Annotated in this window: 11 protein-coding genes; all 11 read left to right on the top strand. The window is 55.6% G+C overall.

Annotated elements, in window-relative coordinates:
* Positions 1-166: 166 nt before the first annotated feature.
* The 11 genes from ribF (at position 167) to kefC (ending at position 16,447) form a co-directional block, all read left to right on the top strand.
* Positions 167-1,105 (top strand): bifunctional riboflavin kinase/FAD synthetase, encoded by a 939-nt coding sequence (ribF, locus tag BMI79_RS13140; protein WP_076942583.1) that lies wholly within the window; start codon positions 167-169, stop codon positions 1,103-1,105.
* Between the two features lie 158 nt (positions 1,106-1,263).
* Complete coding sequence (gene ileS, locus BMI79_RS13135; RefSeq protein ID WP_076942582.1) at positions 1,264-4,080, top strand: isoleucine--tRNA ligase; 2,817 nt, start codon at positions 1,264-1,266, stop codon at positions 4,078-4,080.
* A gap of 14 nt (positions 4,081-4,094) precedes the next feature.
* A complete protein-coding gene (gene lspA, locus BMI79_RS13130; RefSeq protein WP_076942686.1) occupies positions 4,095-4,601 on the top strand; it encodes a signal peptidase II in 507 nt (168 codons plus the stop codon).
* 1 nt (position 4,602) lies between these two features.
* Complete coding sequence (gene fkpB / locus BMI79_RS13125) at positions 4,603-5,079, top strand: FKBP-type peptidyl-prolyl cis-trans isomerase (protein ID WP_076942581.1); 477 nt, start codon at positions 4,603-4,605, stop codon at positions 5,077-5,079.
* Positions 5,060-6,013: a 4-hydroxy-3-methylbut-2-enyl diphosphate reductase gene (gene ispH / locus BMI79_RS13120; RefSeq protein WP_076942580.1), complete on the top strand. Its 954-nt coding sequence runs from the start codon at positions 5,060-5,062 to the stop codon at positions 6,011-6,013. The genes fkpB and ispH overlap by 20 nt, the downstream gene beginning before the upstream one ends.
* 390 nt (positions 6,014-6,403) lie before the next feature.
* Complete coding sequence (locus tag BMI79_RS13115; protein WP_076942579.1) at positions 6,404-7,693, top strand: SGNH/GDSL hydrolase family protein; 1,290 nt, start codon at positions 6,404-6,406, stop codon at positions 7,691-7,693.
* 506 nt (positions 7,694-8,199) lie between these two features.
* The gene (gene dapB, locus BMI79_RS13110; protein ID WP_076942578.1) at positions 8,200-9,021 is read left to right on the top strand and encodes a 4-hydroxy-tetrahydrodipicolinate reductase; all 822 of its coding nucleotides are present in this window, start codon (positions 8,200-8,202) and stop codon (positions 9,019-9,021) included.
* A 469-nt stretch (positions 9,022-9,490) separates the two neighbouring features.
* A complete protein-coding gene (gene carA, locus BMI79_RS13105; protein ID WP_076942685.1) occupies positions 9,491-10,639 on the top strand; it encodes a glutamine-hydrolyzing carbamoyl-phosphate synthase small subunit in 1,149 nt (382 codons plus the stop codon).
* Positions 10,640-10,655: 16 nt separating this feature from the next.
* Positions 10,656-13,877: a carbamoyl-phosphate synthase large subunit gene (gene carB / locus BMI79_RS13100; protein ID WP_076942577.1), complete on the top strand. Its 3,222-nt coding sequence runs from the start codon at positions 10,656-10,658 to the stop codon at positions 13,875-13,877.
* A 163-nt stretch (positions 13,878-14,040) separates the two neighbouring features.
* Complete coding sequence (gene kefF, locus BMI79_RS13095) at positions 14,041-14,601, top strand: glutathione-regulated potassium-efflux system oxidoreductase KefF (protein WP_076942576.1); 561 nt, start codon at positions 14,041-14,043, stop codon at positions 14,599-14,601.
* The gene (gene kefC / locus BMI79_RS13090; protein WP_076942575.1) at positions 14,594-16,447 is read left to right on the top strand and encodes a glutathione-regulated potassium-efflux system protein KefC; all 1,854 of its coding nucleotides are present in this window, start codon (positions 14,594-14,596) and stop codon (positions 16,445-16,447) included. The genes kefF and kefC overlap by 8 nt, the downstream gene beginning before the upstream one ends.
* The last annotated feature ends 24 nt before the right edge of the window (positions 16,448-16,471 follow it).

Raw genomic sequence — 16,471 nt, 5'->3', positions numbered from 1 at the left:
TTGATATCAGTTGGCTAATATACCACGCATTGCGCAGGATAAACGGTGGTTAAGGCGATTTTCCTCGGGTATGGTATGACTATCTATCTCACAGGAAACAATCGCTGGTTAACCTTAACCGCTGTACAAGGTATAATCCGCCGATTTCCATTGTTTTGAGCCAGCTATGCAGCTAATTCGCGGCATCCATAATATCCGTGCACGCCACCATGGTTGCGTGCTCACCATCGGCAACTTTGACGGCGTACACCGTGGTCACAAGGCGCTGTTGGAACAGTTGAAGCATGAGGGGCAACGCCTCGGGCTGCCGGTGATGGTCATGATCTTTGAGCCGCAGCCACTGGAACTGTTTGCCGCTGACAAGGCTCCTGCACGCCTCACGCGTTTGCGTGACAAGGCGAAATATTTGGCGCAGGCCGGGGTAGATTACCTGCTGTGCGTCAAGTTTGATCCCCGTTTTGCCGCCAATACCGCGCAGGCGTTTGTCGCCGAACTGCTGGTGGAAAAACTGGGCGTGCAATTCCTGATGGTGGGGGATGACTTCCGCTTTGGCGCTGGCCGTATAGGTGATTTCACCTTGCTGCAGAAAGCCGGGGAAGAGTACGGTTTTGCGGTGATGAGTACGCCAACCTTTCGTGAAGGGGAACTGCGTATCAGCAGCACGGCGATCCGCAATGCGCTGCGTGATGACGATCTCGCGCTTGCCGAAACGCTGCTTGGTCACCCTTATAGCATTTCAGGCCGCGTAGTGCATGGCGATGAACTGGGGCGCACCATCGGTTTCCCCACCGCCAACCTGCCGCTCAAGCGCCTGGTGGCACCGGTAAAGGGTGTCTATGCGGTCGATGTTTACGGTCTTGGCCCTGAACCACTGCCGGGTGTCGCCAATATTGGCACGCGGCCAACCGTTGCTGGCGTGCGTCAGCAACTGGAAGTCCATCTGTTGGATGTCACAATGGATCTTTATGGGCGCCATATTGACGTGGTGCTCAGCGCGAAATTGCGCAATGAACAGCGTTTTGCTTCGCTCGATGCGCTGAAGCAGCAAATCGCCAATGATGTGGTGACGGCCCGGAAATTCTTCGGGCTACAGACACCGATTTAATGTCTATACCCTAAATAATTTGAGTTGCAGGAAGGCGGCAACGCTGCTTACAGCGGCCCCGAAGGGGAGAGGCCCATGGATGGGCCGAGTAACAGAGCCAACGCACCTGCAACTTGAAGTATGACGGGTATATAGCCGAAAACGGAACCGAGAATCTAATGAGTGACTACAAGAATACCCTGAACTTGCCGGAAACAGGGTTCCCGATGCGTGGCGATCTCGCCAAGCGCGAACCTGACATGCTTGCCCGTTGGTATGAACAGGATCTGTACGGGATGATTCGTGCTGCCAAAAAGGGCAAGAAATCCTTTATTTTGCATGATGGCCCTCCGTATGCGAATGGCAGCCTTCATATTGGTCACTCGGTAAACAAGATCCTGAAAGACATTATTGTCAAATCTAAAGGGATGGCCGGCTTAGATTCACCTTACGTTCCGGGTTGGGACTGCCACGGCTTGCCGATCGAACTGAAAGTTGAGCAACTGTATGGCAAACCGGGCGAGAAACTGACCCCGGCGGAATTCCGCCAGAAGTGCCGTGAGTATGCGGCCGAACAGATTGAAGGCCAGAAGAAAGACTTTATCCGTATGGGAGTCCTGGGGGATTGGGAACATCCGTACCTGACCATGGACTTCAAAACCGAAGCCAACATCATTCGCGCGCTGGGCAAGATCATCAGCAACGGCCACCTGCTGAAGGGTGCCAAGCCGGTACACTGGTGTACCGACTGTGGTTCATCCTTGGCGGAAGCGGAAGTGGAGTATTACGACAAAACTTCCCCGTCGATCGACGTGACGTTCCACGCGGTGGATGCGGCGGCGGTTGCGGCCAAATTTGGTGTGCACAGCGTTAATGGCCCGATCTCCCTGGTGATCTGGACCACGACCCCTTGGACATTGCCAGCTAACCGCGCGATCTCGCTCAACCCGGAATCTGCTTACCAACTGGTGCAGGTAGAAGGCCAATGCCTGATCCTGGCGGCGGATCTGGTTGAAAGCGTGATGAAGCGCGTTGGTATTACCCATTGGGCAGTGCTGGGCGACTGCAAAGGTGCCGATCTGGAACTGATGCGTTTCACCCATCCGTTTATGGGCTTTGACGTGCCGGCGATCCTGGGGGATCACGTCACGCTGGATGCCGGTACCGGTGCGGTGCACACGGCGCCAGGCCACGGCCCGGACGACTTTGTCATCGGTCAGAAATATGGCCTGGAAGTGGCTAACCCGGTCGGCCCGAACGGCTGCTATCTGCCGGGCACCTACCCGTCGCTGGATGGTAAGTTCGTGTTCAAAGCCAACGATCTGATCGTTGAGCTGCTGCGTGAAAAAGGCGGGTTGCTACACGTTGAGAAATTGCTGCATAGCTACCCGTGCTGCTGGCGTCACAAAACGCCGATCATCTTCCGTGCCACGCCGCAATGGTTCGTCAGCATGGATCAGAAAGGCTTGCGTCAGCAGTCGCTGGCCGAGATCAAAGGCGTGAAGTGGATCCCAGATTGGGGCCAGGCGCGCATTGAAATGATGGTAGCTAACCGCCCGGACTGGTGTATCTCGCGTCAGCGTACCTGGGGTGTGCCTATGTCGCTGTTCGTGCACAAAGACACCGAGCAACTTCATCCACGCAGCGTTGAGCTGATGGAAGAAGTGGCGAAACGCGTTGAGCAGGATGGCATTCAGGCGTGGTGGGATCTGGACGCTGCCGATATTCTCGGTGCCGAAGCGGCCGACTACGTAAAAGTGCCAGACACGCTGGACGTGTGGTTTGACTCTGGTTCAACCCATTCTTCGGTCGTGGATGTGCGCCCTGAGTTCAACGGCCACGGGGCCGACATGTACCTGGAAGGTTCTGACCAGCATCGCGGCTGGTTTATGTCATCATTGATGATCTCGACCGCCATGAAAGGCAAGGCACCTTATAAAGAAGTGTTGACCCACGGTTTCACCGTCGATGGTCAGGGCCGCAAGATGTCCAAATCCATCGGCAACACCGTCAGCCCGCAGGACGTGATGAACAAGCTGGGTGGCGACATTCTGCGCCTGTGGGTGGCCTCTACCGACTACACCGGTGAGATCGCGGTTTCCGACGAGATCCTCAAGCGTGCCGCCGATTCCTATCGCCGTATCCGTAACACCGCGCGTTTCCTGCTGGCGAACCTGAACGGGTTTGATCCCAGCACCGACAGCGTGGCTGCGGAAGAGATGGTGGTGCTGGATCGCTGGGCGGTGGGGCGTGCATTGGCGGCACAGCAGGATATCGAACAGGCATATGCCAACTACGATTTCCATGAAGTGGTGCAGCGCCTGATGCAGTTCTGCTCGGTTGAGATGGGTTCCTTCTATCTGGACATCATCAAAGATCGTCAGTACACCGCGAAAAGCGACAGCGTCGCTCGCCGTAGCTGCCAGACTGCGCTGTTCCACATTGCCGAAGCGCTGGTGCGTTGGATGGCACCGATCATGTCCTTCACCGCTGATGAGATCTGGAGCTTCCTGCCGGGCAAGCGTGCGCAGTATGTCTTCACCGAAGAGTGGTACAGCGGGCTGTTCGGGCTGGCCGAAGGTGAAAGCATGAACGACGCCTTCTGGGAAGAACTGCTGAAAGTGCGTGGTGAAGTCAACAAGGTGCTGGAGCAGGCGCGTGCGGACAAACGCATTGGCGGTTCGCTGGAAGCCGCAGTCACTCTGTATGCGGATAACGAACTGGCGGCACGCCTCAACAGCCTGCAGGATGAACTGCGTTTTGTGCTGCTGACCTCTGCCGCCGCGGTGGCACCATTGGCCGATGCGCCAGCGGATGCACAGCCAAGCGAACTGATAAAAGGGCTGAAAATTGCCTTCAGCACCGCTGACGGTGAGAAATGCCCGCGTTGCTGGCACTACACCACCGACATCGGTCAGGTTGCAGAACATGCAGAACTCTGTGGCCGCTGTGTCACTAACGTCGCCGGTGACGGTGAAAAACGCAACTACGCCTGATGAATGAGCGCCTGATGAGTAGACCGATAAGTTCGACCGGCTTGCGCTGGCTGTGGCTGGTAGTGGTAGTGCTGGCGCTGGATCTTGCCAGCAAACAGTGGATCCTGAATAACTTCGTGCTGGGCCAGACCCAGCCGTTGTTCCCCTCATTCAACCTGTACTATGCGCGTAACTATGGTGCGGCGTTCAGTTTCCTGGCGGATCATGGCGGCTGGCAGCGCTGGTTCTTCGCCGGTATTGCTATCGCGATCGTGGTAGTGCTGCTGGTGATGATGTATCGCAACAGCGCGCAGCAGAAGCTGAGCAATATTGCCTACGCCTTTATTATTGGTGGGGCGCTCGGCAACCTGTTTGATCGTCTGTGGCACGGTTTTGTTGTCGACTTTATCGACTTCTACATCGGCAACTGGCACTACCCGACCTTTAACCTGGCAGACAGCTTTATCTGCGTCGGGGCAGCGATGATTGTGCTGGAAGGTTTTCTGCCGGCGAAGAAACGCGTGAAGAGTGAAGGTAAGTAATATGACGGTTCAGGTTAGCAGTAACAGCGCGGTACTGGTGCATTTTACGCTGAAACTGGCGGACGGTTCGACCGCAGAATCCACTCGCGGTAATGGCAAACCGGCGCTGTTTCGCCTGGGGGATGGCAGCCTGTCGGCACCTCTGGAGCAGCAACTGCTGGGTCTGCGGGCCGGTGACAAGTGCGCTTTCACCCTGCAACCGGAAGCGGCATTCGGTATCGAGAACCCGGATCTGATCCAGTTTTTCTCGCGCCGTGACTTTGCCGAAACCGGCGTGCCGGAGGTGGGGACCATCATGCTGTTTAGCGCCATCGACGGCAGCGAAATGCCCGGCGTTGTGCGTGAAGTGGCGGAAGATTCCATCACCGTGGATTTCAACCATCCGTTGGCGGGGCATCCGGTCACCTTCGATATTGAAGTGCTGGAGATTGACCCGCAGCCGCAGCAGGAGGCAACGCATGCAAATATTGCTGGCTAACCCACGCGGTTTTTGCGCAGGGGTTGATCGTGCGATCAGCATTGTGGAGCGTGCGCTGGAGATTTACGGCGCACCTATCTATGTGCGTCACGAAGTGGTGCACAACCGCTATGTGGTAGACAGCCTGCGCGAACGCGGCGCGGTGTTTATTGAAGAGATCTCTGAAGTGCCGGACGGTTCGATCCTGATCTTCTCTGCGCACGGAGTGTCTCAGGCGGTGCGTGCCGAAGCGAAAGCCCGCGAACTGACTATGCTGTTCGACGCCACCTGTCCGCTGGTGACCAAAGTGCATATGGAAGTGGCTCGTGCCAGCCGTAAGGGCACGGAAGCGATCCTGATTGGTCACGCCGGGCACCCGGAAGTGGAGGGCACCATGGGCCAGTACAGCAACCCGAAAGGAGGCATGTACTTGGTAGAGTCGCCTGAAGATGTCTGGAAGCTGCAGGTGAAGAACGAAGGTAACCTGTGCTTTATGACGCAGACCACGCTGTCGGTGGATGATACTTCCGAGGTGATCGATGCGCTGCGCAAGCGCTTCCCGAATATCATCGGGCCGCGTAAGGATGATATCTGCTATGCCACCACTAACCGCCAGGAAGCCGTACGCAATCTGGCGGGGGATGCCGATGTGGTACTGGTGGTCGGATCAAAAAACTCCTCCAATTCAAACCGCCTGGCCGAATTGGCGCAGCGCGTCGGTAAACCCGCTTACCTGATTGATTCGGCGGCGGACATCCAAGAGTCTTGGTTGAAAGATGCCAGCAGCATTGGCGTCACCGCTGGGGCCTCGGCGCCAGACGTGCTGGTTCAGGATGTGATCAGCCGCTTGAAGACATTGGGTGGTCAGGATGTTCATGAGATCAGCGGCCGCGAAGAGAACATCGTGTTTGAAGTGCCAAAAGAGCTGCGGGTAGACATCAAGCAGATCGAATAAGCGATTAAACACCGCATCATCACGGGAAGCCAAGGGCTTCCCGTTTTTCGTTAGGGGTCTGCCAGACCCGTTACTGAGCTTACTAAGCGCCATTCGTGGCGCTTTTTTTATGCACGCTAACAGACAAGACAGGTTCTGTTGCCGACCACACTACCGCAACCCGGTGAAGGCTCTGGGGGCGCTGACGTAAGATTTATCTGGCAGAGGGCGCTGTAGCTAGCACCGAGGGAGTGGGATAGCGGCACCTACCTGCAAAGGAGGATTAAGTGGTGGTTAAGCGTTGAAAGCGAAGTCATCAGCCCGGTATAAGCCCGGGTTTTTTTGACCCTAGCGTCTTGCGACAACCTTGTATCCACAACCCAAAAACTTAACGAAATGATGAGGAACACAATGAAAAAGATAGCGATTTATTCACTGCTCGCCACAATGATGACATCAAGCGGCGCATTTGCTGCCAGTGACAGTATTGTGGCAACGTCTACCCCACCTCAGTACGAGGCCCCGAGCAAACAAGCCAGGGGGGTATTCGGCGGTGATACCACCACCTATGTAAAGTGCGTCTATAAAGTGGGCGGCCAGGATGACAGTAATCCCTCCTCGTCCTGGCTATGGGCGAAAGTGGGGGGCGACTACGCGAAGCTGAAGGGCTATTGGTATAACTCAATGCCACTGGCGAACATGTTCTATACCGAAGCAGCGCATGGGGAGGTGATGAACTTGTGTCATAGCACCTTGGCGGCAGCAGGGGTCAACTCCCCTATTGTTATCCCTTACGCCTCTGATTACACCCTGTCCTACTACTATGTGATCTGGAACCAAGGGGTTAAACAGCCGGTTATCAAGGTGGGTGCTCGGGAGCTTGATCGTATGGTGGTTTTTGGTGACAGCCTGAGTGACACCATCAACGTCTATAACGGCTCATACGGTACCGTGCCGAACAGTACCACCTGGTTACTGGGCCATTTCTCTAATGGCAAGCTTTGGCATGAGCACCTGGCTAACGCATTGAATCTGCCAAGCTACGTGTGGGCGACGGGCAATGCGGAAAGCGGGGAGAAACCCTTCTTCAACGGATTCAGCAAGCAGGTCGATTCGTTCAAGGATTACGCCGCTCGAACCCAAGGTTACGATATTGGCAAAACGCTGTTTACCGTGCTGTTTGGCGGAAATGACTTTATCACCGGGGGGAAAAACGCCAACGAGGTTATCGAGCAATACAGCACGCAACTGGATCGCCTGGCCCAACTGGGGGCGAAGCAGGTTGCGGTTTTCCGGCTGCCAGATTTTTCAGTTATCCCGAACGTTGCCAAGTGGACGGCGGCTGATAAGGCCAAGCTGAAAGAGAACAGCGTGTTGTTCAATGATCAGGTCGAGAAGCTGATCGCTAAGCTCAATGCGACCTATCCTCAAACGACGTTCTATACGCTGAAGCTGGATGACGCGTTTAAACAGGTCTTGGAAAATAGCGATAAATACGGCTTTGTGAATAAGACGGACACCTGCCTGGATATTTCCCAAAGCGGGCTCAGCTATGCGGCAGGGGCCAGTGCGAAAACGGCCTGTAAGAACAGTAATGCGGCGTTTGTATTCTGGGACAATATGCACCCGACCACCAAAACGCATGGATTGCTGGCGGAGCTGTTAAAGGCTGAGATGGTGCGGGGGCTTGCGGCTCCATAACCATCGCCGAGCGTAGTTGATTTTTAGATTGGCATAACCCACCCGCCTTCTTGGTAATGCTTGTCAGTTAAGGCTAACCAGTTCCCTCTCCCTTGGGGAGAGGGTTAGGGTGAGGGGATGAACACCGTACTACAAGCCCCTCACCCCGGCCCTCTCCCACGGGGAGAGGGGGCGATTCCTTTAGCAATTGCACACGATTATGAAGTTTTGCGTTTAACTGACCGGCATTACCCGCCTTATTGGCGGGTTTTTACTGGCGTATCCGTCCGGTGATCCAGCCTCCCGCACCGATCTTTTTTCCGCATAGAAACTGCATAGTTATGTAAGTTCATGCGTACGATCTTGCTTGCCCGATTGTTAATCAATTGATAGCGTTACTGATAAAAGCATCGGGATAACATAATATTCTAATTCTGCATGAAATCCTCTGGCAGCGATCGGGCAGGGCAGTTACTCTGAACCTTATGCTCGTCATAGGGGCACCAAAATCAAGAAGAGAGAAATGTATGACTGATTCACAGATCCGCATCGCAATTGCGGGGTCCGGTGGCCGCATGGGGCGTCAATTGATTCAGGCGGTACAGCAGGCGCAGGGCGTAGTGCTGGGGGCCGCATTGGAGCGCCCAGGTTCAAGCCTGGTGGGAACCGATGCCGGTGAACTGGCTGGAGTCGGGGCGCTGGGGGTCATCGTCAGCGACAGCCTGGATAGCGTGGCCGATGATTTCGATATTCTGATCGATTTCACCCGCCCAGAAGGCACCTTGGCACACCTGGCATTTTGTGTGGCACATAAAAAAGGCATGGTGATTGGCACCACCGGTTTTGATGATGCGGGGAAGGCGGCAATTGGTGATGCTGCCCAACAGATTGGCATCGTGTTTGCTGCCAACTTCAGCGTTGGCGTTAACGTGATGCTCAAATTGTTGGAAAAAGCCGCTAAAGTGATGGGCGACTATACCGATATTGAGATTGTCGAAGCGCACCATCGCCACAAAGTGGATGCCCCTTCCGGCACGGCTTTGGCGATGGGAGAAGTAATTGCCGCTGCGCTGGGGCGTGATTTGAAAGAGTGCGCGGTTTATCAACGCGTTGGCTATACCGGCGAGCGCGATCCGCAGAGCATCGGTTTTGCCACTATACGTGCCGGGGATATTGTGGGTGAGCATACCGCCATGTTTGCCGATATTGGCGAACGGGTAGAAATTACCCATAAAGCCTCAAGCCGCATGACTTTTGCTAATGGTGCCGTGCGCGCAGCATCCTGGGTCCGAAAGCAGCCAAAAGGGCTGTTTGATATGCGTGATGTTCTCGGTTTAGAGCAGTTATAATGTTTTTCATACCATCGTGATGTGGTTGTGTTGATCATAGTACTATGATAATAGGGCAATAATTTTATTGTCCTTTTTTTTAACCATTAAAATAGGGTTTATTTTCGTTTCTAATATGATAATGGCTATTTATAGTGCTTATCTTTTGGTTTTATCCCTTTTTATATCCTCGATTGTTGATTGGTATCGAATTTTCTCCACTGTCATGGTTTTTTTGTGTCATTGTGTCTCGCAACCGTTTACTCGCCCGAGTTTCCGTATGTTTTTATCGGTGTGAAGCCCATAAAACCGTGAGAACAGCAAAAATACGATAAAAAATGGCGCCATGAGTAGACAAGTTGGGCACTCATCATTAAAATGCGCCCAATTTGCCAAAAATTAGCCTTGAGGGCGGTTTTTGCATTGATTTAGGCGGTGAAATCTGAATTAATATGCAAATATTGTGATTGATTATTCCTCGGAGGGTGTTTTGATTAAGTCAGCGCTATTGGTTCTGGAAGACGGAACCCAATTCCACGGTCGGGCCATCGGGGCAGAGGGAACGGCAGTGGGGGAAGTGGTCTTCAATACATCGATGACCGGCTATCAAGAAATCCTCACTGATCCTTCCTACTCCCGCCAGATCGTTACTCTTACTTATCCCCATATCGGCAATGTCGGCACCAATGCTTCCGACGAAGAATCCTCCGCTGTTCATGCTCAAGGCCTCGTCATTCGTGACCTCCCACTGATTGCCAGCAACTATCGCAACGAAGAAGGCCTGGCTGAATACCTCAAGCGTAACAACATTGTGGCGATCGCCGATATTGATACCCGCAAGCTGACCCGGCTGCTGCGCGAAAAGGGCGCACAAAACGGCTGCATTATTGTCGGTGATGTCACCAATGCTGAACTGGCGCTGCAGAAAGCCAAGGCCTTCCCTGGCCTGAAAGGCATGGATCTGGCGAAAGAGGTCACCACCAAAGAAGCCTACGCCTGGCAGCAGGGCAGTTGGACTTTGGAAGGCGATCTGCCAGAGGCTAAAGCGGCGAGCGAATTGCCATTCCACGTGGTGGCTTACGACTTCGGTGCCAAACGCAACATCTTGCGCATGCTGGTGGATCGCGGCTGCCGCCTGACGGTGGTGCCTGCGCAAACCTCTGCTGAAGAGGTGTTGAAAATGAATCCCGACGGCATCTTCCTGTCCAACGGCCCCGGTGACCCGGAGCCGTGTGACTACGCGATTGCCGCCATCAAGCAGTTCCTGGAAACCGACATTCCGGTATTCGGTATCTGCCTGGGCCACCAACTGTTGGCGCTCGCCAGCGGTGCCAAAACCATGAAGATGAAGCTCGGCCACCACGGTGGTAACCATCCGGTTAAAGATCTGGATAACAATACCGTGATGATCACCGCGCAAAACCACGGCTTTGCGGTGGATGAACATAATCTGCCCGCTACGCTACGCGTCACGCACAAATCCCTGTTCGACCACACGGTGCAAGGGATCCACCGCACCGATAAAGCGGCGTTCAGCTTCCAGGGGCACCCTGAAGCCAGCCCCGGCCCGCACGACGCAGCGCCGCTGTTCGATCACTTTATCGAACTGATTGAGACTTACCGTTCCAACGCCAAATAATCAGGAGCCATAAAAAATGCCAAAACGTACTGATATAAAAAGCATCCTGATCCTCGGCGCTGGCCCGATCGTAATCGGCCAAGCGTGTGAGTTCGACTACTCCGGTGCCCAGGCCTGTAAGGCGCTGCGTGAAGAGGGTTACCGCGTTATTCTGGTCAACTCCAACCCGGCAACCATCATGACCGACCCGGAAATGGCCGATGCGACCTACATCGAGCCGATTCACTGGGAAGTGGTGCGTAAAATCATTGAAAAAGAGCGCCCGGATGCGGTGCTGCCGACCATGGGCGGCCAGACGGCGCTGAACTGTGCGCTGGAACTGGAGCGCCAGGGCGTGCTGGCCGAGTTCGGTGTGACCATGATCGGTGCCACGGCCGATGCCATCGATAAAGCGGAAGATCGCCGCCGTTTTGACATCGCCATGAAGAAAATCGGCCTGGACACCGCGCGCTCCGGCATCGCCCATAATATGGAAGAAGCGCTGGCGGTGGCCGCTGACGTCGGTTTCCCGTGCATTATCCGCCCATCGTTCACCATGGGTGGCACCGGCGGCGGCATCGCTTACAACCGCGAAGAGTTCGAAGAGATCTGCGAGCGCGGCCTGGATCTGTCGCCGACCAAAGAGCTGCTGATCGACGAATCGCTGATCGGTTGGAAAGAGTACGAAATGGAAGTGGTGCGCGATAAGAACGACAACTGCATCATTGTTTGCTCCATTGAAAACATCGACGCAATGGGCATCCATACCGGCGACTCAATCACCGTGGCACCGGCTCAGACGCTGACCGACAAAGAATACCAAATCATGCGCAATGCCTCGATGGCGGTGCTGCGAGAGATCGGCGTCGAAACCGGCGGCTCTAACGTACAGTTCTCGGTAAACCCGAAAACCGGCCGCCTGATCGTGATCGAAATGAACCCGCGCGTGTCCCGTTCTTCCGCGCTGGCGTCGAAAGCCACCGGCTTCCCGATCGCCAAAATTGCCGCCAAGCTGGCGGTGGGTTACACCCTCGACGAACTGATGAACGACATCACCGGTGGCCGCACTCCGGCGTCCTTTGAGCCGTCTATCGATTACGTCGTGACCAAGATCCCACGTTTCAACTTCGAGAAATTTGTGGGTGCTAACGATCGCCTGACCACCCAGATGAAGTCGGTCGGTGAAGTGATGGCGATTGGCCGTACTCAGCAGGAATCCCTGCAAAAAGCGCTGCGTGGCCTGGAAGTGGGGGCCACCGGTTTCGATCCGAAGGTTAGTCTGGACGATCCGGAAGCGCTGACCAAGATCCGCCGTGAACTGAAAGACGCCGGTTGCGATCGTATCTGGTATATCGCCGACGCTTTCCGCGCCGGGATGTCTGTAGACGGCGTGTTCAACCTGACCAATATCGATCGCTGGTTCCTGGTGCAGATCGAGGAATTGGTGCGTTTGGAAGAGCAAGTGGCCGAGGCAGGGATTAACGGCCTGAACGCCGGGTTCCTGCGCACCCTGAAGCGTAAAGGCTTTGCCGATGCGCGTTTGGCCAAGCTGGTTGGCGTTTCGGAACACGAGATCCGCAAGCTGCGCCACAGCTTTAACCTGCACCCGGTTTACAAACGTGTGGATACCTGCGCGGCGGAATTTGCCACCGACACCGCTTACATGTATTCCACCTATGAAGAAGAGTGCGAATCCAACCCGACCAACGATCGCCCGAAAGTGATGGTGCTTGGCGGTGGCCCGAACCGTATCGGCCAGGGTATCGAATTTGACTACTGCTGCGTGCACGCCTCGCTGGCGCTGCGTGAAGACGGCTACGAGACCATCATGGTCAACTGTAACCCGGAAACCGTGTCTACCGATTACGACACCTCGGATCGCCTGTACTTCGAACCGGTAACGCTGGAAGACGTGCTGGAAATCGTGCGCATCGAGAAGCCCAAAGGCGTGATCGTACAGTACGGCGGCCAGACTCCGCTGAAGCTGGCGCGTGAGCTGGAAGCCGCAGGTGTGCCGATTATCGGCACCAGCCCAGATGCCATCGACCGTGCCGAAGATCGTGAGCGTTTCCAACAGGCGGTTAACCGTCTGGGCCTAAAGCAACCGGCTAACGCTACCGTCGCCACCATTGAGCAGGCGGTAGAAAAAGCCGCTGGCATCGGTTATCCGCTGGTGGTGCGCCCGTCCTATGTGCTGGGGGGCCGCGCAATGGAAATCGTGTATGACGAAATCGACCTGCGCCGTTACTTCCAAAATGCGGTCAGCGTGTCCAATGATGCCCCGGTGCTGCTGGATCGCTTCCTGGATGATGCGGTAGAAGTGGACGTTGATGCCATCTGCGACGGCGAGCGTGTGCTGATCGGCGGCATCATGGAGCACATCGAACAGGCTGGCGTGCACTCAGGTGACTCCGCGTGTTCATTGCCAGCTTACACCTTGAGCAAAGAGATCCAGGATGTGATGCGTCAGCAGGTTGAAAAGCTGGCGTTTGAGCTGCAGGTGCGTGGTTTGATGAACGTGCAGTTCGCGGTGAAGAACAACGAAGTCTATCTGATCGAAGTGAACCCGCGCGCGGCACGTACCGTACCGTTCGTCTCCAAAGCCACCGGTGTGCCGCTGGCGAAGGTGGCGGCGCGCGTGATGGCGGGCAAGTCATTGGCTGAGCAAGGCGTCACCGAAGAGATTATCCCGCCGTACTACTCGGTAAAAGAAGTGGTGCTGCCGTTCAACAAATTCCCTGGCGTTGACCCGATCCTTGGGCCGGAAATGCGCTCGACCGGTGAAGTGATGGGCGTTGGCCGCACCTTCGCCGAAGCGTTCTCCAAAGCGATGCTGGGCAGCAATTCAGGGATGAAGAAACAGGGCCGCGCGCTGCTGTCGGTGCGTGAAGGGGATAAAGCCCGCGTGGTGGATTTGGCTGCCAGCCTGCTGAAACAGGGCTTCGAGCTGGATGCGACTCACGGTACCGCAGTGGTGCTGGGTGAAGCAGGGATTAACCCACGCCTGGTCAACAAGGTGCACGAAGGCCGCCCGCACATTCAGGATCGCATCAAGAATGGTGAGTACACCTATATTGTGAACACCACCGCAGGCCGTCAGGCGATTGAGGATTCCAAGCTGATTCGCCGCAGCGCGCTGCAATACAAAGTGCATTATGACACCACGCTGAATGGCGGCTTTGCTACGGCAATGGCGCTGAAGGCGGATCCTACCGAGCAGGTAACTTCGGTACAGGAACTGCACGCGCGTATCAAGTAATCGCATATTACCAAAGTGGAACCAATAAGGGCGGGATCAACCCGCCCTTTTCCTTTTCTCAATCAAGCAATTTGCTCATTCTCGATAAAAATTTCCGCTATCAATACCTCCGTAAACTGCCACGATATAAGCTTGATGTAAGGCACGAAACGACGAGAAGCACATGATCCTGATTATTTATGCCCATCCCTATCCCCGGCATTCTCATGCCAATCAGCGCCTATTGCAGGCGGTAAAAGATATTCCCGGTGTGGAAATCCGCACGCTGTATGAGCTCTATCCGGATTTCAACATCGATATCAGCGCCGAACAGCGGGCGTTGGAACAGGCAGATATGGTGGTATTGCAACATCCGATGCAGTGGTACAGCCAGCCGCCGTTGCTGAAGTTGTGGATCGACAAAGTGTTGGAGCACGGCTGGGCCTATGGCCACGACGGTAACGCGCTGGTGGGGAAAGACTGCTTGTGGGTAGTCACTAGCGGCGGTGACGAACAGCATTTCGCGCTGGGGGATTACCCTAATTTTGCCGCCCTGGCTCAGCCGCTACAGGCCACGGCCATTTACTGTGGGATGAAATGGCAGCCCTATTTTGCGGTGCATGACACCTTCACCTGCAATGAGCCGGCGCTGATTGCGGCGGGCGAGGCCTACCGCCAGCGGTTGGTGCAATATCTGCTGGAGCACGGTGAAGCGGCGGCAGAGCAGGAGCAAGCGCATGGATAATCACAATATGATGATTGAAGGGCTGATCTATCTCGGCTCTGCTGCGCTGTTTGTGCCCATTGCCGTGCGGCTTGGCTTGGGACCGGTGCTGGGTTATCTGATTGCTGGTTGTATCATCGGCCCCTGGGGGCTGAAGTTGGTTTCTGATGCTGAATCCATCCTGAACTTCGCCGAGATCGGCGTAGTATTGATGCTGTTTATCATCGGTCTGGAGCTGGATCCCCGGCGTCTGTGGACGCTGCGCGCGGCGGTATTCGGTGGTGGCAGTATTCAGATGGTGGCCTGCGGGCTGGCTTTGAGCGCCTTTTGTTATTTTCTGGGGCTGAGCTGGAAAGTGGCGCTGCTGATTGGCCTGACGCTGGCGCTGTCTTCAACGGCCATCGCCATGCAGGCGATGAGTGAGCGCAATTTAACCCCATCGCCGATTGGCCGCAGTTCGTTTGCCGTGCTGTTGTTCCAGGATATTGCGGCGATCCCGCTGGTGGCGATGATCCCGTTGCTGGCCAGCAGCGGCGCGGCTACCACGCTGGGGGCTTTTGCGCTGTCTGCCGCGAAAGTGGTTGGCGTCTTGACGATGGTAATATTGCTGGGGCGCTACGTGACGCGGCCATTGCTGCATTTTGTAGCGCGATCCGGCATGCGCGAAGTCTTCAGCGCCGTCGCGCTGTTCCTGGTGTTTGGCTTCGGCATCCTGCTGGAAATGGCTGGCCTTTCCATGGCGATGGGGGCGTTTCTTGCCGGTGTGCTGCTGGCCAGCTCGGAATATCGTCACGCGTTGGAAAGTGATATTCAGCCGTTTAAAGGGCTGCTGCTTGGCCTGTTCTTTATCGGCGTTGGGATGTCGATCGATTTTGGCACCCTGCTGCACCATCCGCTACTGATCGCCTCACTGCTGCTAGGCTTTATGTTGCTGAAGGCGCTGCTGCTGTGGCTGGTGGCACCGCTCCTTGGCGTGCCGAAGCGCCAGCGCGGGTTGTTTGCCATTCTGTTGGGGCAGGGCAGTGAGTTTGCCTTTGTGATCTTTGGTGCCGCGCAGATGGCGGGCGTGCTGCCACCGGAGTGGGCCAAACCGCTGACGCTGGCGGTAGCGCTTTCAATGGCGGCGACCCCGTTGCTGTTGGTGGTTGCGACCCGGCTGGAAAAGAACGCGCCGCAAGGCGATCGCCCGGCGGATGAGATCGACGAAGACAATGCCAGCGTGATCATCGCCGGGTTTGGCCGTTTCGGCCAGATCGCGGGCCGTATGCTGCTGGCCAACGGCGTGCAGACCGTGGTATTGGATCACGATCCCGATCATATCGAAACGCTGCGCAAATTCGGCACCAAGGTGTTTTATGGTGATGCCACGCGTGTCGAACTGTTGGAAGCGGCTGGAGCGGCACAGGCCAAGATCTTGATCAACGCCATTGATGATGTAGCGGCAAACCTGCAACTGACGGAATTGGCCAGGCATCATTTCCCTCATCTGAAAATCGTAGCGCGCGCCCGTGATGTGGATCACTGGTACCAACTGCGGCAGTTGGGGGTAGAAAACCTGGAGCGTGAAACCTTTGAAAGTTCGCTGCGTATCGGGCGTGAAACGCTGGAATTGCTGGGGCTGGATGCTTATGAAGCGCGTGAGAAAGCCGATACTTTCCGCCGCTATAACCTGAAGATGCTGGAAGATACGCTGGAGAATTATCAGGATACCGAATTCCGCATCGCCAGCCTGCAACGGGCGAAAGAGATGCTGTCGGCGGCTATCGAACAGGATCAGATGCGCTTGGTGCGCGTGCAACAGACCGGCTGGCGTGGGAGTATTGACGGTAAAGCCCCCGAGGAAGGTGTGGTCGAAGCAAAAGGATAAGGATTGATTGGCCCTTTTCATCTG

Source organism: Serratia oryzae (genome assembly GCF_001976145.1).
Classification (GTDB): Bacteria; Pseudomonadota; Gammaproteobacteria; order Enterobacterales; family Enterobacteriaceae; genus Chania; species Chania oryzae.
The sequence above is the reverse complement of the archived record's forward strand: the minus strand, read 5'-3'. Positions and strand labels throughout refer to the sequence as shown.

Coding starts and splice junctions, on each gene's coding strand:
- BMI79_RS13115 (WP_076942579.1), top strand. CDS start 6,404: ATGAAAAAGATAGCGATTTATTCACTGCTCGCCACAATGATGACATCA.
- kefC (WP_076942575.1), top strand. CDS start 14,594: ATGGATAATCACAATATGATGATTGAAGGGCTGATCTATCTCGGCTCT.
- lspA (WP_076942686.1), top strand. CDS start 4,095: ATGAGTAGACCGATAAGTTCGACCGGCTTGCGCTGGCTGTGGCTGGTA.
- ribF (WP_076942583.1), top strand. CDS start 167: ATGCAGCTAATTCGCGGCATCCATAATATCCGTGCACGCCACCATGGT.
- fkpB (WP_076942581.1), top strand. CDS start 4,603: ATGACGGTTCAGGTTAGCAGTAACAGCGCGGTACTGGTGCATTTTACG.
- carB (WP_076942577.1), top strand. CDS start 10,656: ATGCCAAAACGTACTGATATAAAAAGCATCCTGATCCTCGGCGCTGGC.
- ispH (WP_076942580.1), top strand. CDS start 5,060: ATGCAAATATTGCTGGCTAACCCACGCGGTTTTTGCGCAGGGGTTGAT.
- ileS (WP_076942582.1), top strand. CDS start 1,264: ATGAGTGACTACAAGAATACCCTGAACTTGCCGGAAACAGGGTTCCCG.
- dapB (WP_076942578.1), top strand. CDS start 8,200: ATGACTGATTCACAGATCCGCATCGCAATTGCGGGGTCCGGTGGCCGC.
- kefF (WP_076942576.1), top strand. CDS start 14,041: ATGATCCTGATTATTTATGCCCATCCCTATCCCCGGCATTCTCATGCC.